Origin of the sequence: Panacagrimonas sp. (assembly GCF_965216805.1) — a bacterium.
Classification (GTDB): Bacteria; Pseudomonadota; Gammaproteobacteria; order Nevskiales; family Nevskiaceae; genus Panacagrimonas.
Genome location: NZ_CBDCGN010000003.1, coordinates 1,682,702 through 1,707,434 on the forward strand (window position 1 = coordinate 1,682,702; position 24,733 = coordinate 1,707,434).

Sequence of the window (24,733 nt, forward strand, 5' to 3'; positions counted from 1 at the left end):
CATCGGGGCGATGATCAGTCCGACTGCAGCAGGCGCGCGCCGGTGTCGTCGAGCTGCAGCCGCGTCAGCGATCCGGGGTCGCAGGGCAGCGCCAGCCATTGTTCGCGCGGCAGCCGCAGCAGCTGACCCATGATCACCCGCAGCGGACCGCCGTGCGCGACCAGCGCCAGTGCATCGGGTGCGTGAGCCAGATGTTCCTGCAACGCGCTCAGCACGCGTCGGCGCATGTCTTCGGCGCACTCGCCGCCGGGTGGAAGGAAGTCCCAGGGCGCCGCGGCCCAGGCGTCGATCAGGTCGCGCTCGATGTGCACGAAGGGCTGCAGCTCCCAGTCGCCGAAGTCCATCTCGCGCAGGCGTGCGTCGAGGATCGGCGGCTCGTCTGGGCGCGCCAGCGCGCACGCCAAGGCGCGGCATCGCGACAGCGGACTGCTGACGATGCGCGTAGCCACGGGAAGCGATGCGCGCATCGCCGCGATCCGGTCGGGCGTCAACGCGATGGCGGGCACATCGGAGACGCCGTAGCAGATGCCCGCGGGCAGGGCCACGGGTGGATGCCGGATCAGCCACAGCGAGGTCACGCCAACTGCACGCAGGCGGCGAAATAGAACGCCAGCTCTGCCAATTGCTGCGTCGCACCCAGGCAGTCGCCGGTGTATCCGCTGATGCGACGGCGAAAGTAGCGCGCCGCCATGACCAGAACCGCCAGCGTCGCCAGAATCGCCAGCAGCACCGAGCGCAGGGGCATCAGGTGCATCGCCGCGACCAGCGCCAGCGGGGCTGCGCCCAGGACCAGGCCGATGATCCAATCGCTGCGGCCGATGCCTTCGGCCACCGGCCTGGCCTTGGCGTCGCCCTCCATGCGCACATAGGGCAGCACCGCCATCACACCGAGCGCGCAGGCGCGCGACGCAGCGTGCGCCGAAACCACCACCGCCGCGGCCAGCGCCAGACCGTGTTCGGCCAGGGCCAGCAGCGCGGAGAATTTGCCCAGCAGCACCAGGATCAGCGCGATGGCGCCGTAGCTGCCGATGCGCGAGTCCTGCATGAGCGCGAGCACGCGCTGCGGGTCGTAGCCGCCACCAAAACCATCCGCCGCATCGGCCAGCCCGTCTTCGTGAAAGGCTCCGGTCAGCAATATGCTGGCGGCCATCGATATCGGCACCGCCAGCGCCGCAGGCCACAGCGCGGACGCGGCGTACAGCACCAGCGCGGCGACACTGCCGACGAGAACCCCGATCAGCGGGAAATAGCGCGCCGCGCGATTCAAGCCCTGCGCCGACCAGCCGACCCACGCTGGAATCGGCACGCGGGTGAAGTAGCCCAGCGCAATCAGCAAGCGGCGCAGTTCGCGGCGCAGCGGATGATCGGGAGGTTCGCTCGTGCTCATCAATCAGGTGGGTTTGCTTTGCATGGGCGGTGTCTGTACTCGCGAATCTCGCAAAGGCGGTGGGTTAGTTCCACAGCCAAGCCGCGCCGCGCACACCGCTGGAATCTCCGTGATGCGCCGGCAACAGCCGTGTATCGACGCGATCGGAAAACACCCAGGCCGACCAAAGCTCGGGCACGTTGCGATACAGGCGCTGGATGCGCGACAGGCCGCCGCCGAGCACGATCACCTCGGGATCGATCAGATTGATGACGCTGGCCAGCGAGCGCGCCAGCCGGTCCTCGTAGTGCGCCAGGCTGGCATCGCATTGCGCATCGCCCTGTTCGGCCCGCGCCACGAGTTCTTCACCGCTCAGGTTCTGACCGGTCACGCGAGCATGATCGCGCGCCAGCCCCGGCCCGGACAGCCAGGCCTCGATGGCCCCGCAGCGGCCGTCCCAGTGCGGTGGCCCAGGAATCTCGCCCCACTCCGCGCGCGGCCAGGGCAGGGGGTTGTGGCCCCACTCGCCGGCAATGGCATTGGGGCCGCGCAGCAGCTTGCCGTCGATCACCAGCCCGCCGCCAACGCCGGTGCCCAGGATCACCGCGAACACATTGCGGAAACCGGCGGCTGCGCCGTCGGCCTGTTCGCTCACCGCCAGACAATCGGCGTCGTTGGCCATGCGCACCTTGCGACCCAGTGCGGCTTCGATGTCCTGTTGCAGCGGACGGCCGTTGAGGCACACCGAGTTGGCGTTCTTGATCAGGCCGCTGGCCGGCGAGATCGCGCCGGGATGCCCGATGCCCACCGGCAGGGACGTGGCGGGCTGCGCGGCTTCGAGTTCGCTCACCAGCGCAACCAGCGCGCGCACCTGGCCCTCGTAGTCGTCAGCCGGCGTGGCGATGCGGCGGCGGTCGAGGATGCGCGATTCGGCGTCCATCACCACGCCCTCGATCTTGGTACCGCCGAGGTCTATTCCGATTCTCAACATGCCTGCACGTAACGCTTGTCGATGGGTCGACCGATCCTGGTCCCGATTGCTGCCCGTCGGCAGGGTAAATCTCTGGCTGAAAGCCCGCTGCGATGCTCCGCGACCGCGCACGCGCCGGACACACGGCGATGTTCGCGAACCAGCAGCGGCGCTTGATCCACCGGCCTGTGAGAGCCGAGGCGCCGGGCGAATTGTCGCCTTGGTCGCAGGTCGGCATTAGAACCACAATGAGAATGACAACGATTTAGAAATATGTCATCTTGGTTACCGTCAGCCCGTCGACACGCGCTGGAATCGGTGCGGGCACGTTCAATGTTCTGAAACAGGGAGGCAGTAAGCAATGAAGGCAATGGCAGGTTTCAAGGCGCTCGCGATCGTCGCGGGCATGGCGTTCGCGGTTACCGGTTGCGATAACGGCGACGACGGCGCGACGGGTCCTGCGGGTCCCGAAGGCCCCGCGGGGCAGGACGGTCAGGACGGTGCGGGCGGCGCCAGCGCGGTGTCGGTGGCGGCTGATCGCATCACCACGATGGCCAACGATCTACGCGGCCTGACCTACGCCACGGTCGCCCCGAACGCCGGCAAGATCTACGCATCCGGCTTCGTGGGCATGGATGAAGCCAGCCGTTTGGGCGTGGTTGCCCGTTTCAATGCGAACGGCTCGCCGGACACCAGCTTCGGTGACGACGGCTTCGTCGAACTGGACGTCTCGGCAGCGCAAAACGAACAATCGCTGGGCGTGGCCGAGCTGCAGAGCGGCGACGTGGTGGTGACCGTGCAGGCCGCTGACGACGGTGGCGGGCAGTCGGTGTACCTGTTCCGTATCGCACCGGACGGCACGCCCGCAGCGGGTTGGGGCGACGCCGACGGTAAGGTCGAGGTGGCATTCGGCTGGGCCAATGCCGACAACGGCGACTTCCCCGGTGCGCCGGCCGCATTCCCCAGCGATACCGCCTGGGACGTGCAGACCGACAAGAGCGTGTCCGGCGACCGCGTGGTGGTGTTCGGTCTCGGTTCGGCCGGTCCCAATGACGCCAGCCGTACCGACAACGATCGCTTCGTGACCCGCCTGGACATCACCGCCACCGGCGCCGTGCCGGATGCAACGTTCAATGGCGGCGAACCGCACACCTTCCACAGCACCGGCACGCTGGGCGACAACGCGCGTCGCGGACTGGTGGAAGCCGACGGCAAGATCATGTCCGCCGGCTACACCAACCTCGGTGAGGGTCTGGGCAATCACGTGATCCTGATCCGCCTGACCAACACCGGTGAACTCGACACCACCTTCGGTGGCTTCAGCTCCGAACCGGATTTGGTGGCGGCCGCGCCGGGCATCGTGGCGTTCAATCCCTACAAGGATGATGGCGGCTTCGCAGAGTGCTACGCGGCCCTGCCGCAGAGCAGCGGTTCCTTCGTGACGACGGGCTATGGTGCGGCGACGTCCACCGGCTCTGTGACCGGTTCCTCGCTGGGTTACGAGACCACGCTGGCACCGGACATCGTAGCCTTCCGCGTGCTCGCCGGCACCGCCACCGATGTCGATACGAGTTGGGGCAACACCGGTCAGTTGGCCGTTCAGAGCGAGGGCAAGGGCTTTCCGACCAGCGAAGACCGTGGCCGTCATCTGGTGGTCCTGCCGGACGACCGCAGCATCCACGTCGGTCGCTTTGGCGGCGTGCCGGCAGCGGTGGTGATGACCGCCGACGGCCAGCCTGACACCAGCGTGTTCGGCGACGGCATCGTCGAACTGACCAGCGACACCGTGGACAGCCAGTTCTTTGGCGCCGCGCTGTCGGCCGACGGCAAGCGCGTGGCGCTGAGCACCAACAGCAACGCCAATGGTGCGCGTCTGGTGGTGTTGAAGGTCGCGGCGGACTGAAAAGCTGGACAAGCGATATGAGAGTGCGTCTGCTTCGCATCATAATGACGCACTGCAGGTTGCTCCTTGTCGACCGGCGGGTTGTCCGCCGGTCGACAGGTTTTGATTCCCGTTGGATTTCCCCGCAGTCCTGACCGGACTGCTTTTTTGTTTTCAAGAGTGATGACGATGGAAGCTCAAGCGCGGTTCACCTCCGGTCCTTTCTGGCTGCGCCGCGGGCGTGTCGGCTTGCTGGCTGCGGCGCTGGGCCTGGCTGCATGCGGTGGCGGTGGAGGCGGCGGCGGTGCCCCCGATCCGGTCGACCCGCCGGTCGGCACCGAATGCACCGGCGACGATTGCCGTCGCGAGGTGCTCAAGGACATCGGCGAGCAGATCATCCTGCCCGCCCTGCGTGATTTCGACGATCGGGCGGCGGCGCTGAACATCGCAGCTGCAGCCTACGCGGACACCCCGGCCAGCGCCGATGCCCGCGATGCCGCCCGCGCCGCCTGGGATGCGGCGATGGACTCCTGGCAGCGCAACGAGGTGCTGCAGGTGGGTCCGGCCGGACGTTCGACGAACCCGGACATGGTGGCGGGCGGCCAGGACTTCAGGGACCTGATCTATTCGTGGCCGCTGACGCTGAACACCTGCGGCCTGGAATCGGCGGCCGATACCGGCGCAGTGGTAGACGGCAGTACTGCGATCAATCTCACCGGCCTGGGTGCGCTGGAACAACTCCTGTTTACCGATGCGCCGCCGGCCGAATGCGCGGCCCAGCCGGACGCGGCCGAGCGTGCCGCCCATGTCGAGCGGCTGGCAGACTGGATGTCGCAGGTCGCCACCAGTTTGCGTAACCGCTGGGAGCCCGACGGGGGCAACTTCATCGCGCAGTGGAGCACCGCCGGTGACGGCAGTGCGGTGTACATGACGCCGCAGAGTGGGCTCAACGCGGTGTCGATCGCGCTGTTCTACGCCGAGAAGAACAGCAAGGACCGCAAGATCGCGCTGCCGACCGGGCTGCCCGCGACCGGGCTGGATTGTTCCGATCCGGTGGCCTGCCCGGAATTCCTGGAGTCGCGTCTGTCGCGGCGCACCGGCCAGAACCTGATCGCCAACTACCAGGCCTTTCGCGACCTGTTCACCGGCGTGGGCGGCGAGTTCGGTATGAACGATCTGCTCGAGGGCATCGGCCGCGAGGATCTGGCCACCGAGATCATCGTCGAGGTCGATGCGCTTCTGGCGGCGATCCAGGCCATCGAGAACGACGGTGGCTTCGATGCCGCGGTCGAGGGCATCACCGACCGCACCGAATGCATGAATGCCTTCGCCAGCTCCAGTGGCCTGCCGCCCTGCGCGCTGCTGGGGGTGTCGAAGACCGCCATGGACACCTTCCGTGGCCCGATCGTGTCGGCGCTGAGCCTGGCGGTTCCGAGTGCAGCGGCGGGCGACAACGACTGAGCTGCGTGAGGTGGTGATGCGGGAACGCCTGCTGCAGGCACTGACCGCGCCGCGCGACATCGCGGCGCTTGCCGTCATCCGCATGCTGATCGGCGGGCTGATGTGCGTGGGCGCGCTGCGCTTCATGAGCAACGGCTGGATCGAGCGGCTGTATGTGGAGCCGACGTTCCACTTCAAGTACTGGGGCTTCGGCTGGGTGCAGGTGCCGGATCAGGCCGGCCTGTATCTGCTTTATTCCGGCATCGCGGTCACGGCCTTCATGGTCGCCATCGGCGCGTTCTACCGCGTCGCCATCATCACGTTCTGGTGCCTGTTCACCTACGCCGAGTTGATGGATGTCACGACGTATCTGAATCATTACTACTTCATCAGCCTGCTGACGCTGATCCTGTGCTTTCTGTCGCCGCACCGCGCGTGGTCGGTGGATGCCTGGCTGCGGCCGAAGTTGCGCGCCACCACCCTGCCGGCCTGGCAAACGTACTGGCTGCGCTTCCAGGTGGGCCTGCTGTACTTCTACGCCGGCTGGGCCAAGTTTGAATCCGACTGGCTGCTGCACGCCCAGCCGCTGAACATCTGGCTGCCGCCGCACAGCGGACTGCCGCTGCTGGGGCCGTTCCTGGAACTGGGTTGGGTGCACTACGCGTTTTCCTGGTTCGCGTTTGCGTTCGACGTGACCATCATCGGCTTCATGCTGTGGCGACGCACGCGACTGCTGGCCTTCGGCGTGATCCTGGTGTTCCACGGGTTCACCCACCTGTTCTTCAACATCGGCCTGTTCCCTTTCATCATGGTGTTCGCGGTGCTGGTGTTCTTCGACGCCGACTGGCCGCGAACCCTGCTGGCGCGGCTGCGCCTGCCGGCCCCGACACCGACCGCGCCGGCGGTTGCGACAGGGGATGCGGTCACGACGCGCTGGACCCCGCTGGGCATGACATTCGCCGCCGCGGTGCTGGCCTTCTGCACCGTGCAGTTCTTCCTGCCGCTGCGGCAGTGGTTCTATCCGGGCACGGTGATCTGGCACGAGCAGGGCATGCGCTTTTCCTGGCGCGTGATGCTGCGCGAAAAGTCCGGCACGCTGGAGTATCAGGTCGTCACTGCCGACGGCACGCGGATGCTGGTGTCGCCGCACGCCTATCTCACCGAGCAGCAGTACCGCGAGATGGCCGGGCAGCCGGACATGATCCTGCAGCTCGCCCACCACATCCGCGACGACTTCGACGCCCGCGGCCTGGGTCCGGTGCAGGTTTACGCCGACTCCATGGTGTCGCTCAACGGTCGCGCCGCGCAGCGCCTGATCGACCCGGTCACGGATCTGGCGCGGGTCGAGGACGGCCTGGCGCGTGCCGAATGGATCCTGCCGGCGCCCAGCGAGCCGCCGCCGCTGCACCGTCCGCTGCGTCTGGCGGTGCGACCGTGAGCGCCGACGATCTGGCCGTGGTGCTGTTCGACGGCGACTGCGCGTTCTGCAACGGCACCGTGCGCTGGCTGCTGCGCCATGAACGCGCGCCGCGCTATCGCCTGGCGGCGCTGCAGTCCGAGGCCGCCCAACCTCTGCTTGCGCATTTCGGCGTGCCGGCCGGTGATCTCGGCAGCGTGCTGGTGATCGACCGCGGTCGGCTGTATCGCAAGACCGCGGCGGTGCTGCATCTGCTGCGTGAGCTGCGCTGGCCGTGGCCGCTGCTGCGCGTGTTCGTCGTGGTCCCGCGATTTCTGCGCGATGCGGCCTACGACTACGTCGGCGCGCGCCGCTACCGCTGGTGGGGCCGGGCCGAAAGCTGCGTGGTCGCCGATCCGGCCTTGCGTGCGCGCGTGTTGGTCTCTCTTTCTTCTTCCCCCACGTCATGAAACTTCGAATTTCTACGCTTGCCGCGCTGCTTGTCCTGGCGGCACCGCCGGTCCTGGGCCAGGACAGCGCACCGCAGGCTGAGCCTGCCGAGGCGGACATCGACCCGCCGCAAATCACCGTGTTCGGGTCGCGGGGGGATCCGGACCGGGTAACCGGTTCAGCGCACCGTGTCGACCAGGAAACGCTGGAGAAGTACCGCTACGACGACATCAACCGGGTGCTCAACTTCGTGCCCGGTGTCTACGTGCGCGAAGAAGACGGCGTCGGCCTGCGGCCCAACATCGGCCTGCGCGGTGCCAGCGCCGACCGCAGCCAGAAGGTCACGCTGATGGAAGACGGCATTCTGGTCGGCCCGGCGCCGTACTCTGCACCGGCGGCGTATTTCTTTCCGCTGACCTCGCGCATGGTGGGCGTGGAGGTGTTCAAGGGCCCGGCTTCGATCCAGCACGGGCCGCAGACCATCGGCGGCGCGGTGAACCTGGTGTCCGCGCCGATCCCGCGCAAGACCGAGGCGATGCTCGACGTCGCTGGCGGCAGCGATGCCTACCGCCGCGTGCATGCGCGCGGCGGTTCGCGCTGGGACGGCATGGGCCTGATGGGCGAGGTGATCCATCTGGGCAGCGACGGCTTCAAGCAGCTCGACGGCGGCGGCGACACCGGCTTCGAGAAGAACGAGCTGCTGGCCAAGGGCGCGTGGCGCGTTGGCGCGGGCACCCTGGAGCTGCGCCTGGGCTATGCCGACGAGGTGTCCGATGAGACTTACCTGGGCCTGACCCAGGACGACATTCGCGCCGATCCGGACCGGCGCTACGGCGCCAGCGCGCTGGATCGCATGGAATGGGACTGGACCGGCGGCCGCATCGGCTGGAGCCAGCCGGCCTTCGGCGGTGACCTTCATCTCACCGGCTATCTGCAGAACTTCGATCGCGCCTGGCGCAAGTTCAACAACTTCGCCGGCGCCGATATCCGCGAGGTGCTGTCCAGCCCGGATACGCCGTTCAACCAGCTGTTCGTCGGCGTCCTGCAGGGCAACGACACCGACGGCGTGGCCGGCTCGCCGGACGACATCCGCGTCGGTACCAACGATCGCCAGTTCGTGCTCGGCGGCGTGCAGGGCGGGATGAACTGGTCGTTCGGCACCGAGGTCCAGCATCTGCTGCAGGTGGGCGTGCGCTTCCACTACGACGAGATCGAGCGCCTGCACGACGAGTTCGGCTTCGAGCAGGTCAGCGGTCAGCTGGTCAACAACGGCGTGCCGCGCGCCATCCTCACCAACAACACCGCCGACACCGAGGCCTTCGCGGTGTGGGTCCGTGACGAGATCACCCATGGCCGCTGGACTTTCGTGCCGGGGGTGCGGGTGGAGGCGATCCAGTCCACGATCGAGGACCGCAACACCGGTAATTCGCGCGACAACGACTACAGCGTGGTGCTGCCCGGCCTGGGCGTGAGCTACGAGGTCAATCCCGGCCTTCGCCTGCTGGCCGGCGTGCATCGCGGCTTTTCGCCGGCGGCGCCGTCGGTCACGGTGGAGAACGATCCCGAAGACTCGGTCAACTACGAGGCCGGTGCGCGCTGGCAGAACGTGGCGGGCCGCTTCGAGGCGATCGGCTTCTACAACGACTACAGCAATCTCACCGCGATCTGCACGCTCTCGTCCGGCTGCAATCCGGCGGATCTGGACAGCCAGACCAGTGCCGGCGAAGTCGAGGCCTACGGACTCGAGGCCGGCTGGAATCATCAATTCGCGCTGACGCCGGCACTTTCGCTGCCGATGGCCCTGACCTACACCTGGACCCAGGCCGAGTTCAACGAATCCTTCGTCTCCACCGACCCGCAGTTCGGCGCGGTCGAGGCCGGATTCGAACTGCCCTACCTGCCCGAGCACCGCGCCAATGCCCGGCTCGGCATCGCCGGCACGAAGTGGGGCGCGGACCTGTCGGTGTCCTATCTGTCGCGCATGCGCGATCGCGCCGGGCGCGGATCGTTTTCCGACGGCGAGGGCTCGGACGACTACGTCCTGTTCGATCTCGCCGCGCGCTACCAGGTGCTGCCGCGGCTCGAACTCAACGGTCGCATTGATAACCTGCTGGACGAGGAATACGTGGTCGCGCGGCGTCCGTTCGGCGCGCGCCCGGGCAAGCCGCAGTCGATTCAGGTCGGGGTGGTGTACCGCTACTGATCGGTGGCGCCGCGCCAGCGCGGCCGCGTCGCGCTCGGCCAGCGGTAGAGGTAGACCCAGGCCGCGACCGGTCGTCGATCCGGTTCGGCGAGCACCGTTTCGATCACGCGCCGATATTCCTGTGGCGCGGGGAAGGCGGGGCTGCATTCCTCGTAGTGATCCAACCAGGCCAGGGTGTGCCGTGCATCGCGCAGGGCGTAGAGATCGCCCTCGATCGGTTCGCCTTGCGGATCAACGAGCAGGCCGGGATAGCCGCCCGCGTCATGCAGCCGCCCGCGCAGCCAGCCGGTCCCGATCCACTCGGCTTCTGAAGCCAGCCGCGCGGCGTTCGGGTGTGTGCTGCGGCGGCGCAAGGTGCCGTAGACGAACACGTGTTCGGGCATGAGGACGTCGACGATGCGGCCTGCAGGCGAGCCCGCATGATGCCGGTGCGCGCGGCGTGCTGCGCGAGCGCGCTACGTCGGCGCGCGCGGCGCGAGCTGCAGCGACAGCGCCCAGCCGCCGGCGCCCACCGCGCTCATCCAGATCAGGCTGGCGGCCCAGTGTCCGGTGAGCATCAGCGCCAGGCCCGGCAGCAGGCTGGCCAGGCCCAATGCGCGGCGGGTCGCCTGCGGCCAAGCGGACCGTCGCGGCCGACCGTGCAGGCGTGCCAGCAGGCGCAGGCGTTTGGGGTCGCGCCAGGCGAGAAAGCCCAGCAGCACCAGGCTCGTCACCGCGGCTGGCAGCGCGATCAGCAGCGAGCCCGCACCGTCGCTCACGTGCGCGGTTCCGGTTGCAGGGTGTCCGGCCGTCGGTTCGGCGTCCACGATGCTGGTAGCGCCGGACCGGCGCGCGACGCGCACGCACAGAACGGCGCCGAACAACAGCACCAGGTCCATGGTCGGCACCTTGATCTGACCGGCATCGAGCGCGGCCAGCCAGCCGGGTCCGCCACTGGCCCAGCGCAGCAGCGGCAGCATGCCCAGCGCCACGGCACAGAACCCCAGCAGCAGGCAACGCGCGTGCGCGGTGTCGTCGCAGCGCAGGACCGGAACCAGCGCCAGCAGCGCGCCGACGGCCAGGGCCAGCGCCATCGGCAGTTCCAGCGCGCCGAGTCCCGACGCCAGGCCGAGGAAATAACCGGCGGCAGCGAAGGCCAGGCTCAGCGGCAACCCGTAGCCGACCCAGGCGGTCGCGCGTGCCAGCCTCTTCCAGCGCCGGTCCTGCGCGCCGCGACGCGCGGTCCACAGGTTCAGGCCGGTGAGGGTGACGTAGCAACTGGCAAAGCCGAGCGCGAACCACGCGGCCTTGGACCACAGGCCGGCGAAGTTGCCGAAGTGCAGCGGTCCCATCAGGTCGATCGCGGTGCCACCCACCGACGGCACCAGGCCCAGCCCCGGTTTCTGGCGCACGAAGCGGCCGTCGACGCCGGCATAGACCAGGTTCTGGCTCAGCAGCTCGCCGGCGCGCGGCCGCGCGAATACCGTGACCTGCGCATCGGCGCGGTTCCAGTGCTCGATGTGGACGAACGCGACCGGCCCCTGCGCGCGTACCTGCGCATTGGCCAGCATGGTGTCGAGATCGGCCAGTGGGGCAGGGGTGGGGTCTTCCGGCGGCGGCGTGCCGATCAGGGTTTCGAACATCGCGACCTGGTCGCCGCCGAAGGCCACGCCGGCCATCAGCGGGATGCCGACGGCGCCGGCAAAGCTGAAATAGCTGCCGGTGAAGGCCAGGATGAAGGCGAACGGCAGGTTCCAGGTGCCGGCCACGGCATGCAGGTCGCGCCGCGCCAGCAGCGCGTCGCGCCAGCGGCGCACGGTAAACAGCTCCTTCAACAGGTGCCGGTGGATGACCAGCCCGGTCACCGCCGCCACCAGCATCGCCAGGCCCAGGATGCCGGTGAGCAGCAGGCCCCAGGGGTCGGGTAGATGCAGGCTGACGTGCAGCTCGACCAGGAAGTCGGCCAGGGCGTTGGGCGCATCGACGGTGTCGATCTGCGTGCCGAAGCCCTGGCGCCGGTCCAGCACCGCCAAGGTCTGCGGATGCAGGTCGAACTCCACGCCGATGTCCTGCGGGAAGGGTTCGCCCGCCACCGGCACATGGTCGTGGAAGAACACCTGCACCCGGCCGCCGGCGCGCGGCCAGATCGACACCTCGTGGAGATATTTTGGATCAACCTCGGCCGCCAGCTCGCGCAGCCGCGCATCGAGCCCGGACGGCAGCACCGCCGCGTGTTCGTCACCGGCCGGGCTGGCCCAGTCGCCGATTTCCTCGGCGAACACCGCCAGGGTGCCGGTCAGGATCACCGTGTACAGCAGCAGGCCGAGCAGCACGCCGCTCCAGCCGTGGATCGCGAGCAGGGTGCGGGTACGGTCCTGGGACAGGCGGATCACGCCAGCACCCCCGCGCCGTGAAGATGCCAGGCGATGGCGCCGAGGTGCACCGCCAACACCGCGCCCACCAGCAGCCAGGCGCGAAGCAGCTGCCGGTCCAGGCTGGCGTAGAAGAACAGCAGCGCCCAGATGGCGGGGAACAGCACCACCGGCAGCACGATGTGGTCGATCTGCGCGCGGCCCGCCGGCAGCCACAGCGCGCCGCCGGCCATCACCGCCGCGGCGGTGACGAACACCACGGGTCCGGCCAGCAGCCCGCGCGACAGCGCCAGGCGTCTCATCAGGCGCGTCATCCTCAGAACTGGTAGCTGAGGCTGGCGGCGACGCTGGCCGGCGGGCCGAAGTAGAGGTTGCCGTACTCGTCGAGCACGTAGTACTTGCGGTCGAGCAGGTTGTTGCCGTTGACCTGCACCGACATCGCGGAGCTCACGCGGTAGCGCGTCATCAGGCTGAGCAGCGGCACCGAACCCTGGCGGATGTTGACCAGGCCCTGCGGGGCGCCGACGTCGAGGTCGCTGGCCGACTGCCAGTTGACGCCGCCGCCCATCGTCACCCGGTGCAGCGCGCCGCGCGGGGTGTAGGTGCTGAACACGCGCACCAGGGTGCGCGGGATGTAGCCCTTGACCGAGTTTCCCTCGCCGTCTTCCAGCAGGTAGCGCGACCAGCCGAGGCTTGCGTTCCAGCCCGGCATCGGCGTGCCGGAGGCTTCGACTTCGAAGCCGCGGGTCTGCGTGCCGTCGACGGCGAACGAGGCCTGGGTGATGCCGTCGGGCAGGAAGATCGGCTGACCCTGATCGTCGATGGCGGGGACCGCGACATTGTCCTGGCGGGTGTCGAAAAAGGTCAGCGCGGTGTTGAAGCGCCCGCCGAAATGCTCGCCCTTGATGCCGACCTCGCTGCTCTTGCCAGTGATGGGATCGAGGAACTGGCCGTCCGGGTTCTGGCTGTTCTGCGGGTCGAAGATCTCGGTGTAGCTGACGAAGGCCGACCAGGTGGCGTCGAGGTCGTAGATCAGGCCGGCGTAGGGCGTGGTCTGGCGATGGTCGTGGACGAAGGCCTCGGGGCCGGAGTAGACGTAGAAGTCGTCGGTCTTCCAACGATTGACGCGGGCGCCGGCGACCAGCGTCAGCGGGTCGAGCACGCTGAGACGGGCGGCGGCGTACAGGCCCTGCTGGCGCGTCTTGCGGTCGGTGCTGGTCGTGCCGGTGGCGGCGAATGCGGGCATCGGGTAGCTCGCATCCCACTCGAAGAAGTTGCCGGGGTCGGCGAGATTGCCGCGCCCGAACTCGTCGCTTTCCGGCGGTGCGAATTCGGTGCCGTCGACCTCGATCTCGGAGCCGTTGAAACCCGCCACCAGCTCGTGCCGCCGGCCGAACAGGTCGAACGGGCCGCTGACGTAGAGATCCAGCGCGCGCTGGTCGGTCTGCACGATCTCGCGGTAGGCGAACGGCACCAGTCCGGTGCCGTCATCGACGTCCGGGTAGCCGAAGACGTAGAACAGGGCCAGGTCATCGTCGGCGCGACGGCGGGTCAGCGAGCCGCGCAGCGACCAGTCGGGGCCAAAGTCGTGGCGCAACTCGGCGATCACGCTACGGCGTCGCTTGTTCCAGAAACTCCAGTCCGCCGCCGTGCTCACCGAGCGGTTCCAGTCGGTGCGCGAACCGTCGGACAGGAACAGCGGGAACGAACCCCAGGTGTTGGCCTGGGGCTGCACATCCTGGTAGTCCAGGCTCAGGCTGAGCAAGGTGTTCTCGCCCAGGTCGGCATCGACGATGCCGTACAGCACCTGTTTTTCGTTCTCGTAGAAGGCCTGGTAGGACTCGCGGTGCTGGTAGACGCCGACCACGCGCCCGCGCACCGCGCCGTCGCCCAGCAGCGGTCCGCCGAGGTCGAGCACCGCGCGGCGGTCGTCCCAGGACCCCGCCGTGGCGTCGATGGACGCCGTCAGCGCACGGGCGTCGGCGCGCTTGCGCACCAGGTTGACCGAGGCCGAGGGGCTGCCGGCGCCGGTGAGCAGGCCGGTGGCGCCGCGCACGATCTCGATGCGCTCGTACAGGCCTGTGTCCAGGGTCTCGTCGGCCGATTCGGTGGAGGAGTTGGAGGCCGCCGGCACGCCGTCCACCAGCACGCTGTCGATGAAAAACCCACGCGAGGTGAACACCACGCGCTCGGAGTCGTAGGCGTAGGAATAGACGCCGGTGGTGTTGTCGAGCACGTCGCGCAGCGAGGTGAGGTTCTGGTCCTCGAGCCGTTCGCGGGTGAACACGGTCACCGACTGCGGGGTTTCGCGCAGGCTCAGCGGCAGGCGGGTGGCGGCGCCGGAATCCTCGACCGTGTAGTCCGGTGCCTCGCCGGTGACGGTGATGGTCTGCGGCGCCGAAGGTCCGGGCGCGGTCAGTGCGGCGAGCGGCGGTGCAACAAGACTGGCGGCGACCGCCAGTGGCAACAAAGGTTTCATCGTCAGGCTCCCTGGAACATCGGCGGAGCTGGCGATGGCTGGCCCGTGGATCGGGCGGGATCGTAAACAAGAATTGTTCGCAAATAAAGATGCTGCCGCCGCGGCGGTTCTCGCGTCGACGTCGCGCGTGCACCGATAGTCCCGGCCGGCGAAGGGAGAAACCCGTGGACCTGGCTGCCGGCCTGCTCGGTTTTCTCTGGCGCCCCTGCACCGAAGACCCGTCGCGCGGGTTCTGTAGCGCGGCCTGTGTCGCGGCGCCCGGATTGCCGTGGCCCCGGCGGTTCGGTCCCCACACCCTGGCTATCGCATTGCACGGCCTGCAGGCCCTGAAGGTGCAGGCCCCTGCGCCGACCGTAGCGGTGCGGCGCGGGTCAGTACGGCGGAACGTCTGAGTCCGCGACCGGGTCAGGCTCGGCTTCGGCGGGGATGGCGGGCTCGGACGCGCGGTCCCGGCCCGGTGGCGGCGGTGCGACCCAGGTGTCGAACGCCGCTGCGATGCGGGTGTCCGAAACCGACAATCCCTTGGCGGCAACTTCGGCCAGCTCGAACAGCGGCACGATCAGTGCCATGCCGTCGATGCCGGTCTTGAGGCGTACGCCGCGGTCGTCGGCGAAGCGGCGGTCCCATTGCCGGCGCACACGGGCCCAGTAGTCGCGCGTTGCTTCCCAGTAGCGATACGCCGGTCCGAAATCGAAACCCTCGATGCGCCGGTAGTCGTTGAAGCCGAATTCGCGTACCAGGGTGTATTGGGTGCCGTCACCTTCGCGCAGGGTCTTGGTGTTGTCCTGTTCGTGGGTCCAGCCGCTGGGCGTGATGGTGTGCCGGTTCTCGACATTGAGCGCGTTGTAGTCGCTGCGCGTGGTGTACTCGCGACGCGGCAATGGGCGCCAGCTGCGATCCGATGTCCAGGTCGACACCCCATGGCGGTGGTTCCAGCGTCCGGTGCCGCAATAGCGTGGAGCGTCGTTGACCTCGTACACGCACTGGGTCCAGTTGCCGGCGCTGTACTCGTCGGCCAGCGGCACCACGCGCCAGGTCAACTGTTCGGTGAACTCGAAACGAGAAGGGGCTTGATACGTCCAGTCCTGGCGCCAATGCTTGGTGACGTGCTCGCCGTCAGCCGACACCAGCAGATGCTGCAGCACGATGTGACGGTCGCTCTGCCTGACCACCAGCACGGTCTCGAAGCCGGCGCTGTCCTGTCGGGCTGCCCGTGCGTAGCCCGGACGCAGCACCGCGGTTTCCTCGAAGGCGAAGGTCACCTCGTACTCGCCGGTCATCGCGAGTATGGCGCGGCGGTCGCGCTCCAGATCGCTATCGGCGCCAGCGATGTGCGCCGACACCCGGGCGTCGTCGACCGCGGTGACCTCCCGCGGCGCGGTGCCGGCGCAGGCGCTCAGCATCAGCATCGCTCCGGCAGGCAGCAGCGCGCGACAAGCGGCAGCGACGCCGGGACAGCGTGGGCGACCGTGGGTAAAAATACCGGTAGGGGTGTGCGGCTGATGCGATCGCTGGCGCGGCGAAGGAAGGAACGACATGAGTCACGTACGAGAAATGGAGACGGCGGGCAGAATCGGTTCGACCACTCCGCGCAAGGGTATGCGGGCGATGCCGAGGATCGAATCGTGGCCGACGACCATACGTTGCGTTCCGCGCGGCGGTCAAACGTTGCCGGTCGCCGCGGCGCGACTTGAGTTGAACGCGTAGGCTTATGATGAAATGAGTCAATAAGAGCGCGGCAAGAACAACAATCCGAGCATGACGTCCCTGCCTCCAAGCCGGCCTTCGATATCGTCGCCCCAGCAGCGCTGCGAGCTTTTGCGGCTGCGGTTTTCGGGCGAGGAAGAACGCGCGTTCCGGCTCGACTACGAAGCCGGCTCGGTGTCTTCAAGAGTGGCGATGCTGATCATCGGCATCGTCATGATCGGCTCCACGCCGCTCTACGACGTAGCCCTGCTGCAAGCGCCGCCGGATTTCGTCGCCTACACGCGGACCCTGCAGTTCGGCGTGCAGATTCCGGTTCTGCTGCTGGGCCTGCTGGTCAATCTGGCGCCGTCGCTGCGGCCGCTGGCGGCGCCGGTGATGATCGCCGGCATGCTGATTTTCGGCGGCAGCCTGTGCGCCGAGTATGTCGCCGGCGTGCGTCACGGCTTCAGCGTGCCGCACGATGTGGCCACCCTGGCGATCTCCGCGGCCTGTCTGCTCGGGCGGCTGCGCTTCTACCTGCTGTTGCCCTGGGCGTTCGCGTTGATGCTGGGCGTGACCGCGACGCAGTTGCGCGTGCACGAGAGTTCCTCCGCGGCGATCTACGACGTCATCGGCATGTGGATGCAATTCGCCGTGGCGCTCACCGCGGCTTATCTGCTGGAAGCTTCCGCGCGCGAAAACTGGGCGCAACGGCGTCTGCTGCAGAACGAAGCGGCGCATGACGCGCTGACCCAGCTGCCCAACCGGCGTCACTTCGACGACGCCCTGGTGCGCCTGGTGCGCGAGGCGGCGCGGGACCGCAAGGGTGTGGCTCTGATGATGGTCGATGTCGATCTGTTCAAGGCCTACAACGACCGCTACGGACATCCGGCCGGCGACGAATGCCTGCGCAGGATCGCGCGCTGGATGCAGGACTCCATGCGCCGCCCGCAGGATTTCTGCGCCCGCATCGGCGGCGAAGAATTCGTCGCAGTATGGTTTGACGCGCGACCGGAAACTGCGACGGTGATGGCCGAGGCCTTGCGCGCCGGTGTGCGCCAGTTGGCGATCGAGCGCGACGACGCCGGGGACCGCGGCGTGGTCAGTGCTTCCGGCGGTTTCGTGCAGGTTCTGCCGCCGTGGCCGCAAGACGACGCTGCTTCCATTGCGTCGGAAATGGTGGCCAGCGCCGACCGCCTGCTGTACGAAGCCAAGCGGTTGGGGCGCGACCGCCTGATCACGCAGACCGGCGTGATGGTCGGGGCATCCAGCCTCAACGATAGGTCAACAGGCGAGAATTGATGCCCTCGAAGTACCCGTGCTCGTTGAGCGTGGCCAGGCTCAACCCGCCGCTGCCATAGACCAGCTTGGTGATGCCGGCGTTGACCAGCCGCCAGTTCAGGGCTGCGTATTCGGCGGGCGATGTGCACAGCAGCTGTTCCGCCACCACGCTGATGACGCCACCGGAGGTGAACACCAACGCACTCTGGCCCGACTGCAGGCGCGCGCACACTCGTTCCAGGGCAGCCAGGCAGCGGCCGCGAAACGTGCTCCAGGTTTCGCGGTAGTCGGCATCGCAGGTGCCGCTCTGCCAGCGCCGCATGGCCTGAGTGAACAGTTGCTCGAACGCGCGACGGCGATCCGGCGCCGCCTTCACCACTTCGACCATCACGCGGCGGTCCATGTGGCGGTCGATGATGTCCTCGTGGTCGTACTCGTTGAAGCCGTCGTCGCATTCGCAGGCCGGGTCCAGCGACATCGCCTGCAGGCAGGCGGCGGCGGTTTGCCGATGCCGCTTCATGCCGCCGCTGACGACGTGGTCGGGCTTGGGCACGCGCAAGCGCATCGCTGCGCCGAACACGCGCGACTGTTCCTCGCCCAGCGGCGTCAACTGGTCGTAGTCCGCCGAAGAAAACGCCGCCTGGCCGTGACGGATCAGATAGATGACCGCCATGCGCTCAGCGACCGTGGCCGCGCTTGGCCAGCTCGATGCGGGCAATCACGCCGCGGTGCACCTCGTCCGGGCCATCGGCCAGACGCAGCATGCGCGCCTGGGCGTTGAAGCCGGCCAGCACGAAATCGCGCGAGACGCCGGCGGCACCGTGGATCTGGATCGCCATGTCGACGACCTGTTGCAGCATCAAGGGCGCGGCGACCTTGATGGTGGAGATTTCCGTCATCGCCGCCAGCGCCCCCACCTTGTCCATCTTCCAGGCTGCGTACAGGGTCAGCAGTCGCGCCTGGTCGATGGCGATGCGGGCGTCGGCGATGCGCTCGCGGTTGCCGCCCAGGTTGAGGATGGGCTTGCCGAAGGCCACGCGCGTCATGCCGCGCGCGATAGCGAGATCCAGCGACTGCTCCGCCGCGCCGATGGCGCGCATGCAGTGATGGATGCGACCGGGCCCGAGGCGGCCCTGCGCGATCTCGAAGCCCATGCCGGGGCCGGAGATGATCGCGCTCAGCGGCAGGCGCACGTTGCTGAAATGCACCTCGCCGTGGCCGTGCGGTTCGTCGTAATCGCCCAGCACCGGCAGCATGCGCTGGATCTCGACGCCGGGCGTGTCCATCGGCACCAGCACCATGGAGTGCTGGTGCTTGCGGTCGCGGTTGTCGTCCGGTGTGCGGCCCATGAAGATGGCGACCTTGCAACGCGGATCGCCGACGCCGCTGCTCCACCACTTCTTGCCATTGAGCACCACCGTGTCGCCCTCGACGATGGCGGTGGCCTGCATGTTGGTGGCATCGGACGAGGCCACGTCCGGCTCGGTCATGCAGAATACCGAGCGGATCTCGCCGTCCAGCAGCGGGCGTAGCCAGGTCAGCTTCTGTTCGTCCGAGCCGTAGCGCCAGATCACTTCCATGTTGCCGGTGTCGGGCGCCGAACAATTGAAGATTTCCGGCGCCATCAGGCTGCGGCCGGTTTCCTCGGCGATGGGCGCATATTCCAGCACCGACAGACCGGCGCCCCACTCGGCATCGGGCAGAAACAGGTTCCACAGGCCCGCTGCCCTCGCCTTTGCCTTGAGTTGCTCCACCCGCGGCGGAATCTTCCATAGGCGCCAGTCGCCACCGTGGCGGGCGTCGTGAATCTCGGCCCAGTGTTGCTGTTCGACCGGCAGGATGTGTTCCTGCATGAAAGCGCGCACGCGCTTGACGTAGTCCTTGCAACGCTCGCCGGGTTCGAAATCCATGGGGGCTCTCCTGTGATCTTCACCATCCTAAGCGTCGCCGTACAATTGATGAAGTGAAGAATCTGCATCTGACGTTATGAAGATCGTGCATGAATAAGCCGGACGCGCAGATTGCGTTGAATCGCCTGGACTTGAATCTCTTCCGCGTGTTCGACGTTGTCTATCGCGAGCGCAGCCTTACCCGCAGCGCCGAGGTGCTGTCTTTGAGCCAGTCCGCGGTGAGTCATGCGCTGGGCCGGCTGCGCCAGCGCCTGGGCGATCCGCTGTTCCTGCGCCAGGGCCGCGGCGTGCTGCCGACGCCGCGTGCCGATGCGCTGGCACCGGCCGTGCAGCAGGCGCTGGGCTGCCTGGATTCGGCGCTGCGGCCGGGCCACCGGTTCGATCCGGCACAGGATCTGCGCCGGGTCACCCTGGCGATGCCGGACGAACTGGAGCCGATCGTGCTGCCGGCCCTGGTGTCGGCGTTGCGACGCCGCGCGCCCCGGGCCAGTGTCGCCAGCGTGCGGCTGGACCGTGCCGCACTGCGCACCGACCTGGCTGCCGGGCGCATCGACCTGGCCATCGACGTGCCGCGCAGTGTGGATGCCGAGGTGATGCACCAGCCGCTGATCCAGCACCGCTACTGCGTAGTGGGCGGCCGGCGGTTGCGACTGAACACCGAGCGCTATCTGGCTGCCGAGCACGTGGCGGTGTCGTCGCGTCGCAGCGGACCGACCTTCGAGGATTTCGTTCTGGACCGACTGGGCCTGCGCCGGCAGGTGGCCTTGCGCTGCCAGAACTACGAGGCGGCCTGTCGGGTGGTGGCGGCTTCCGATCTGCTGTTGACCATGCCGCGGCGACACGCCGAACTGCTGCGACCGGCGCTGGGGTTCCACATCCTGGCGCTACCGCTACAGATTCCCAGTATTGCCTTGCACCTGTACTGGCATCGACAGGCCGAGTCCGCGCCCGCCAGCCAATGGTTGCGCCGATGCTTTCGCGAGTTGATCAGCGCGGATGGGCGCTGACTCGCTTGCGCGGCGGAGTGTCCATGACGCGGCCGCCTGGCAGATGCCGGCGCAGGCGCGTCCACGCATGCGTCAAACTGAACTCCGGGAACAGGAAGGGCAGCGCCAGCATCAACAGCATGGCCACGATGCAGATGGCGGTGTCGATGAACATGAACAAGGAAGCGTCCTGCATGGGGGTCACCTGCCTGAAAGTAGGGTCAGGCGGACAGCAGTGGCCGCACTACGAGGGGTCGACGCTGACCCTTGATCCGTTTTAAGCAAACGCCGTGCCGGTCCCACACGACGATTGCGACGCTCACGCCACGTCGCAAGGCCAGCGGAACCCGAAGTAGCCCGGGTGCAACCCGGGTTGGGCCCACGACGCTGCTCTGGCTATCGTCGAGATGGGCATGGAAAAGCCGCGCCGGGGCAAGCGGCGCGGCGCAACGGAACGGCTCAGGGGTGGCGCGGCGCGTGCCGCGCGTTTACGGGTCAGCGTGCGTCGAGATGGTGCGTATCGACCTCGCGCACGCCTTCGACGGCGCGTACTTTTTCAACCGCGCGATAGACCATGGCTGGCGTCTCCACATCGCCGGCCAGGGACACCACGCCGTTGCGGGTCTGTACTTCGATGGGCGTCTGCACCTGCAGGCGCTTGTCCTGCGCCAGTACGGTCTTGACCTTGGCGGTGATCAGCTCATCGCCGGTGGCATTGTCGCTGGCGGAAAACGCCGCACCGGCGAACAGCAGGGGCGCGGCGAGCAGGGTGGAACGGACGACAGGGTTCAGTTTCATGGGGGACTCCTCAATCAGGGGGGGTCGATCAAGTGATCGTCTGCGTGACGAATTCCGGCAACGCTGCCGGGAGCCGGTGGTACCGGACTGAACAGGATCTGCGTGACGAATTCCGGCAACGCTGCCGGGAGCCGGTGGTACCGGACTGAACAGGAAGCGCCGTTGGTTCCTGCTGCTGGCCCCAGTTTACGCCGTCGGCCACGCTTTGGATGCGCCTGACTCCGGCGTCTGCCAACGAGAAAGAACCCGCCCCCTTGCGAGGGCGGGTTAAGAAGGCGCTCGAGAAGGAGAGGTCGAGTGCGCTTATTGCACGGTGACCGTCCCGGTCATGTCGGGATGGATGCTGCAGTCGTAGGCGTAGATTCCGGGCGTGTCGAAGCTGCGACTGTAGGTGCCGCCCTGGCGAAGCCGGTCGCTGGCCTGATCCGCAAAATTGACCAGGTGACTGGAGCCGTCTTCGTTGGTCCATTGCACGGTGGTTCCCACCGGCACCGTCAGCAGCTTGGGCGAGAACGCGAAGCCCTTGATGGTGACCGTGCTGGCCGCTGCCGACGCCGGAGCCGGCGCTGCGGCCTCCGGCTGCGGCTCGGCCTTGCCGGGTACCGGCGGTGCGACGCTGACCCCACCGCCGGCCGATTCGGTGACCTTGAGCTCCACCCGGCGATTGAGTTCGCGGCCCTCGTCGGTCTCGTTGTCGGCCACCGGGCTGGATTCCCCGTAACCCTTGGTACTCATGCGATCGGCCGCGATTCCCAATCCGACCAGATAAGTCTTGACCGACCTGGCGCGCCGGTCCGACAGGCTGGCGTTGTACGAGTCCGAACCCTTGGCATCCGTATGTCCGCCGATCTCGACCTTGATGTCCGGCCGCTTGGTCAGGGCGCCAGCCACGCCGTCGAGCAGGCTCTTGGCGTTGACCGTCAGGGTGGACTTGTCGAAGTCGAAGTTGACGCCGCGCAGCACGATCGTGTCTCCCACACCGCAGCCATCGAGATTCACCGCCTCGCCCGGTTCGGGTGCCTCGCATTTCGGCGGAGGATCGGTCTCGTCGCCATCGTCGGCCGAGGTGCAACCCTTGTCCGCGGGGAAGTCGATCAAGCCGTCGCCGTCGTTATCCAGGCCGTCGCTGCAGACCGGCGGCGGTGGCGGCACCGGCACCACCACGACCGGTGCCGGTGCCGGCGGCGGTGGCGGTTCCGGGGCACGCCCGAACGGGATGCGTACGCCCAGATTGAACAGCGGCTCCCTGAATTCCTGGCCGTTGTCGTCGGTGTTGGATTCGGTGTGCCAGAGGGCTTCGGCGCGGATACCGAAAGACTTGCCGATGGCGACGTCCCAGCCCAGGCCCAGGTTGAACAAGGTGGTGTCGCCACCCATGACATCGCCGTGGATGTAGGGACCGCCGGGACCGCTGAAGAACAGGTTGACGCCGAATCCACCGCCGGTGATGTCGACATCTTCGCCGCCGTCGTCCTCGGCTTTGTAGTCGATGAAGGTGCCGCGCAGTTCGATCTCCGCCGAGGCGGACAACGGCAGGCCCAGGGCCAGGGTGCCGCCAATGCCGTCGTCGGCGTGACGCGCGTCGTCCGACAGCACGTAGGTCGCCATCGGCGCGACGTAGAAGCGGTTGTCCTCCTGTGCCGCCGCAGAGCCCCAGATCGCTGCGGTCGCCACTACGCCCAAGTGCAACGCCATTCGAACATCAAGACGGAACTTGTCCATGAAAACCCTTAGTTAGTCGTGGTTGTGGAATGCGGCATCGCGTTCCAGGCGAACAGGCGGCTTGCGTGTTGCTGACTTCAGGGCAAAAAAAATCCACCCGACCGCAAGATCGGATGGACGTCGATGTCCTGGTTAGTCGCGCAAGACAACTTTGAATTGCACGACGGTGGGTCAGCGCCCCTTCGCGAAGCGCCCGCCACTGTGCAGCAACAGGCGTGCCAAGGACGCACTGGCGAGGGTGGCGGATAGAGCATGCAGAAATGACGGTGCGTTCGGCGCCGCGCGTGGCCGGAGCCCCCGCCTTGCACGTTGATTGACGCACTGCAGCACCGAATTGGGGCGAATCGCCCCAATCGGTGCGTCACTGAACGCGAGCGGGTTGGCCGCGGCACTGGTCATGCCGTGCACACGATGCGCCCTGCGATGGTCAGGTGACGCTCTAGCTATTGCGCACCCGCGATAGCGACGGGCCGAAGCGATTCGCTGCCGCGGTTGGCACAGCATTTGCTCGGTCACTTTCGTGCGTTCCGATTCGGGCGCACGGCGGTAACCGATTTAGCAGTGCTGCTAGATCAGCCGGACACCAAAGTCCACGCGATTGGCTTGAACCACAAGCCGGCGCGTGGATTTTTTTTTGGATTTTTCCCGCGGCTGACATCGGGGTCGGCAGGCACTAAGGGCGTGGATGAACGGCTTCTTCAATCAATCAATCACTTCGATAGATCAATACCAAGGAGTTGGGGCGATGAAACGCAACACCAAAGAGCTGCGATCCACTACAGCACGGGTGCTGATGGCCGGGGCCATCATGGCCGCCGGTGCGTTCAGCGGTACCGCCAACGCGGGCTTCTACAACGACGGCAAGGTGCTGCTGACCGGCGGCGTGGTGACCATCGATGGCGCGGGCGGCGGCGGTATCACGCCGTGGGCGACGATCTCCGGCTACGGCACGCGCGACGGTGTCAACGGCGGTCTGCATTACACGTTTGCTTACCTGCCGAACTACAGCCTCAACTCTTACGGCGCCACCTTCGGGTTCTTCGACCGCTTCGAGCTGTCCTACACGCGCAGCACGCTGCCCACCGGCAGCACCTTCGACACCGTGGGTCTGGTCGCCAGCCTGCTGACCGTGACCGACAACACCGGTATCGCACCGTTCAACACCACCATCGAGATGGATGTGTATGGCGCCAAGCTGCGACTGTTCGGCGATGCGGTCTACACCTCCGACAGCTGGATTCCGCAGGTGGCGATCGGTGGGTTCTACAAGGACAACAAGAACCAGGATCTCCTGCATACCTTGCAGGCCGCGGACCACAAGGACTGGGAGGCCTATGTCAGCGCCACCAAGGTGTTCTTCCCATTCAGCACGCTGGTCAATTTCACCGGCCGCTATACCCGTGCCAACCAGACCGGCCTGACCGGTTTCGGCGGGCCGCGTGATGATGGTCGCGAGTTCCGCTTCGAGATGTCCATCGCCCAGCTGGTGGCCAAGAACACCGTGTTCGGCATCGAGTACGCCCAGCACGGCAAGGCGCTGGACGAGGTCGGCGTCAACCTCAACGGGATCAACCTTGAGGGAATCCTGGCGGCGCTGCCCCTGGACGTGCTGGACAACCTGGGCCTGACCAACCTGGAACAACTGGAAGACACCCTGACCCAGAAGGAAAGCGACTGGGTGGATCTGTTCTTCGCCTATGCACCGAACAAACGCATTTCGTTCGTGCTGGCCTACGCCATCCTCGGTGACATCACGCTGACCCCGGACCAGCACGGCTTCTATCTGTCCACCCATTTGACGTTCTGATCGAAC

General features: G+C 67.2%; 21 protein-coding genes. 8 read left to right on the forward strand and 13 right to left on the reverse strand.

The features are described 5' to 3' along the window. Positions 1-14: 14 nt before the first annotated feature. From cobC to ACOOHP_RS20670, 3 genes are all read right to left on the reverse strand, one after another. Positions 15-578 (reverse strand): alpha-ribazole phosphatase family protein, encoded by a 564-nt coding sequence (cobC, locus tag ACOOHP_RS20660; RefSeq protein ID WP_420468358.1) that lies wholly within the window; start codon positions 576-578, stop codon positions 15-17. Beyond that, complete coding sequence (locus ACOOHP_RS20665) at positions 575-1,387, reverse strand: adenosylcobinamide-GDP ribazoletransferase (RefSeq protein ID WP_420468359.1); 813 nt, start codon at positions 1,385-1,387, stop codon at positions 575-577. Before ACOOHP_RS20665 ends, cobC begins: the two co-directional genes overlap by 4 nt. Positions 1,388-1,451: 64 nt before the next feature. Further along, positions 1,452-2,357: an ROK family protein gene (locus tag ACOOHP_RS20670; protein WP_420468360.1), complete on the reverse strand. Its 906-nt coding sequence runs from the start codon at positions 2,355-2,357 to the stop codon at positions 1,452-1,454. A gap of 340 nt (positions 2,358-2,697) precedes the next feature. Here ACOOHP_RS20670 and ACOOHP_RS20675 point away from each other — a divergent pair, with 340 nt between their 5' ends. From ACOOHP_RS20675 to ACOOHP_RS20695, 5 genes are all read left to right on the forward strand, one after another. After that, positions 2,698-4,239, forward strand: a complete 1,542-nt coding sequence (locus ACOOHP_RS20675) for a hypothetical protein (protein ID WP_420468361.1) — start codon at positions 2,698-2,700, stop codon at positions 4,237-4,239. Positions 4,240-4,407: 168 nt separating this feature from the next. Next, complete coding sequence (locus tag ACOOHP_RS20680) at positions 4,408-5,679, forward strand: imelysin family protein (protein WP_420468362.1); 1,272 nt, start codon at positions 4,408-4,410, stop codon at positions 5,677-5,679. Between the two features lie 16 nt (positions 5,680-5,695). After that, positions 5,696-7,096 carry an HTTM domain-containing protein gene (locus ACOOHP_RS20685; RefSeq protein WP_420468363.1) on the forward strand — a complete coding sequence of 467 codons (1,401 nt, stop codon included), beginning with the start codon at positions 5,696-5,698 and terminating at the stop codon, positions 7,094-7,096. Then, the gene (locus tag ACOOHP_RS20690) at positions 7,093-7,524 is read left to right on the forward strand and encodes a thiol-disulfide oxidoreductase DCC family protein (RefSeq protein ID WP_420468364.1); all 432 of its coding nucleotides are present in this window, start codon (positions 7,093-7,095) and stop codon (positions 7,522-7,524) included. Before ACOOHP_RS20685 ends, ACOOHP_RS20690 begins: the two co-directional genes overlap by 4 nt. Then, on the forward strand, positions 7,521-9,707 hold the full coding sequence (locus ACOOHP_RS20695) for a TonB-dependent receptor family protein (protein WP_420468365.1): 2,187 nt from the start codon (positions 7,521-7,523) through the stop codon (positions 9,705-9,707). Before ACOOHP_RS20690 ends, ACOOHP_RS20695 begins: the two co-directional genes overlap by 4 nt. Here ACOOHP_RS20695 and ACOOHP_RS20700 read toward each other — a convergent pair. The 5 genes from ACOOHP_RS20700 to ACOOHP_RS20720 form a co-directional block, all read right to left on the reverse strand. Further along, positions 9,701-10,090 carry a gamma-glutamylcyclotransferase family protein gene (locus ACOOHP_RS20700; RefSeq protein WP_420468366.1) on the reverse strand — a complete coding sequence of 130 codons (390 nt, stop codon included), beginning with the start codon at positions 10,088-10,090 and terminating at the stop codon, positions 9,701-9,703. The two genes, ACOOHP_RS20695 and ACOOHP_RS20700, sit on opposite strands and share 7 nt — an antisense overlap. Positions 10,091-10,162: 72 nt before the next feature. Then, positions 10,163-12,079, reverse strand: coding sequence for a PepSY-associated TM helix domain-containing protein (locus ACOOHP_RS20705; protein ID WP_420468367.1), 1,917 nt, complete (start codon positions 12,077-12,079; stop codon positions 10,163-10,165). Next, complete coding sequence (locus tag ACOOHP_RS20710) at positions 12,076-12,372, reverse strand: hypothetical protein (RefSeq protein WP_420468368.1); 297 nt, start codon at positions 12,370-12,372, stop codon at positions 12,076-12,078. The genes ACOOHP_RS20705 and ACOOHP_RS20710 overlap by 4 nt, the downstream gene beginning before the upstream one ends. A 2-nt stretch (positions 12,373-12,374) precedes the next feature. Continuing rightward, on the reverse strand, positions 12,375-14,537 hold the full coding sequence (locus ACOOHP_RS20715; protein WP_420468369.1) for a TonB-dependent siderophore receptor: 2,163 nt from the start codon (positions 14,535-14,537) through the stop codon (positions 12,375-12,377). 371 nt (positions 14,538-14,908) lie between these two features. After that, positions 14,909-15,940 carry a DUF6607 family protein gene (locus tag ACOOHP_RS20720; RefSeq protein WP_420468370.1) on the reverse strand — a complete coding sequence of 344 codons (1,032 nt, stop codon included), beginning with the start codon at positions 15,938-15,940 and terminating at the stop codon, positions 14,909-14,911. 355 nt (positions 15,941-16,295) lie between these two features. On the opposite strand from ACOOHP_RS20720, the gene ACOOHP_RS20725 reads away from it, so the two are divergent. Beyond that, complete coding sequence (locus ACOOHP_RS20725) at positions 16,296-17,525, forward strand: diguanylate cyclase (protein ID WP_420468371.1); 1,230 nt, start codon at positions 16,296-16,298, stop codon at positions 17,523-17,525. Here ACOOHP_RS20725 and ACOOHP_RS20730 read toward each other — a convergent pair. Further along, the gene (locus tag ACOOHP_RS20730) at positions 17,497-18,177 is read right to left on the reverse strand and encodes a histidine phosphatase family protein (protein ID WP_420468372.1); all 681 of its coding nucleotides are present in this window, start codon (positions 18,175-18,177) and stop codon (positions 17,497-17,499) included. The genes ACOOHP_RS20725 and ACOOHP_RS20730 overlap by 29 nt on opposite strands. Before the next feature lie 4 nt (positions 18,178-18,181). Continuing rightward, positions 18,182-19,414 (reverse strand): acyl-CoA dehydrogenase family protein, encoded by a 1,233-nt coding sequence (locus ACOOHP_RS20735; RefSeq protein ID WP_420468373.1) that lies wholly within the window; start codon positions 19,412-19,414, stop codon positions 18,182-18,184. 89 nt (positions 19,415-19,503) lie between these two features. Here ACOOHP_RS20735 and ACOOHP_RS20740 point away from each other — a divergent pair, with 89 nt between their 5' ends. Beyond that, positions 19,504-20,421 (forward strand): LysR family transcriptional regulator, encoded by a 918-nt coding sequence (locus ACOOHP_RS20740; RefSeq protein ID WP_420468374.1) that lies wholly within the window; start codon positions 19,504-19,506, stop codon positions 20,419-20,421. On the opposite strand, the gene ACOOHP_RS20745 is transcribed toward ACOOHP_RS20740, so the two are convergent. From ACOOHP_RS20745 to ACOOHP_RS20755, 3 genes are all read right to left on the reverse strand, one after another. Then, on the reverse strand, positions 20,402-20,596 hold the full coding sequence (locus ACOOHP_RS20745; protein WP_420468375.1) for a hypothetical protein: 195 nt from the start codon (positions 20,594-20,596) through the stop codon (positions 20,402-20,404). The two genes, ACOOHP_RS20740 and ACOOHP_RS20745, sit on opposite strands and share 20 nt — an antisense overlap. Before the next feature lie 299 nt (positions 20,597-20,895). Further along, the gene (locus ACOOHP_RS20750) at positions 20,896-21,198 is read right to left on the reverse strand and encodes a BON domain-containing protein (RefSeq protein ID WP_420468376.1); all 303 of its coding nucleotides are present in this window, start codon (positions 21,196-21,198) and stop codon (positions 20,896-20,898) included. Between the two features lie 303 nt (positions 21,199-21,501). Then, entirely contained in the window at positions 21,502-22,920 is a 1,419-nt protein-coding gene (locus tag ACOOHP_RS20755) for an OmpA family protein (protein ID WP_420468377.1), read from the reverse strand. Positions 22,921-23,665: 745 nt separating this feature from the next. Here ACOOHP_RS20755 and ACOOHP_RS20760 point away from each other — a divergent pair. After that, complete coding sequence (locus tag ACOOHP_RS20760; RefSeq protein WP_420468378.1) at positions 23,666-24,727, forward strand: DUF3034 family protein; 1,062 nt, start codon at positions 23,666-23,668, stop codon at positions 24,725-24,727. The last annotated feature ends 6 nt before the right edge of the window (positions 24,728-24,733 follow it).

Bases quoted from the DNA above. Each gene is read 5' to 3' on its own strand.
- ACOOHP_RS20710 (WP_420468368.1), bottom strand. From the start codon at position 12,372: ATGACGCGCCTGATGAGACGCCTGGCGCTGTCGCGCGGGCTGCTGGCC.
- ACOOHP_RS20680 (WP_420468362.1), top strand. From the start codon at position 4,408: ATGGAAGCTCAAGCGCGGTTCACCTCCGGTCCTTTCTGGCTGCGCCGC.
- ACOOHP_RS20695 (WP_420468365.1), top strand. From the start codon at position 7,521: ATGAAACTTCGAATTTCTACGCTTGCCGCGCTGCTTGTCCTGGCGGCA.
- ACOOHP_RS20720 (WP_420468370.1), bottom strand. From the start codon at position 15,940: ATGCTGAGCGCCTGCGCCGGCACCGCGCCGCGGGAGGTCACCGCGGTC.
- ACOOHP_RS20750 (WP_420468376.1), bottom strand. From the start codon at position 21,198: ATGAAACTGAACCCTGTCGTCCGTTCCACCCTGCTCGCCGCGCCCCTG.
- ACOOHP_RS20685 (WP_420468363.1), top strand. From the start codon at position 5,696: ATGCGGGAACGCCTGCTGCAGGCACTGACCGCGCCGCGCGACATCGCG.
- ACOOHP_RS20735 (WP_420468373.1), bottom strand. From the start codon at position 19,414: ATGGATTTCGAACCCGGCGAGCGTTGCAAGGACTACGTCAAGCGCGTG.
- ACOOHP_RS20760 (WP_420468378.1), top strand. From the start codon at position 23,666: ATGAAACGCAACACCAAAGAGCTGCGATCCACTACAGCACGGGTGCTG.
- ACOOHP_RS20755 (WP_420468377.1), bottom strand. From the start codon at position 22,920: ATGGACAAGTTCCGTCTTGATGTTCGAATGGCGTTGCACTTGGGCGTA.
- ACOOHP_RS20745 (WP_420468375.1), bottom strand. From the start codon at position 20,596: ATGCAGGACGCTTCCTTGTTCATGTTCATCGACACCGCCATCTGCATC.
- ACOOHP_RS20675 (WP_420468361.1), top strand. From the start codon at position 2,698: ATGAAGGCAATGGCAGGTTTCAAGGCGCTCGCGATCGTCGCGGGCATG.
- ACOOHP_RS20740 (WP_420468374.1), top strand. From the start codon at position 19,504: ATGAATAAGCCGGACGCGCAGATTGCGTTGAATCGCCTGGACTTGAAT.
- ACOOHP_RS20715 (WP_420468369.1), bottom strand. From the start codon at position 14,537: ATGAAACCTTTGTTGCCACTGGCGGTCGCCGCCAGTCTTGTTGCACCG.
- ACOOHP_RS20700 (WP_420468366.1), bottom strand. From the start codon at position 10,090: ATGCCCGAACACGTGTTCGTCTACGGCACCTTGCGCCGCCGCAGCACA.
- ACOOHP_RS20730 (WP_420468372.1), bottom strand. From the start codon at position 18,177: ATGGCGGTCATCTATCTGATCCGTCACGGCCAGGCGGCGTTTTCTTCG.
- ACOOHP_RS20725 (WP_420468371.1), top strand. From the start codon at position 16,296: ATGACGTCCCTGCCTCCAAGCCGGCCTTCGATATCGTCGCCCCAGCAG.
- ACOOHP_RS20665 (WP_420468359.1), bottom strand. From the start codon at position 1,387: ATGAGCACGAGCGAACCTCCCGATCATCCGCTGCGCCGCGAACTGCGC.
- ACOOHP_RS20670 (WP_420468360.1), bottom strand. From the start codon at position 2,357: ATGTTGAGAATCGGAATAGACCTCGGCGGTACCAAGATCGAGGGCGTG.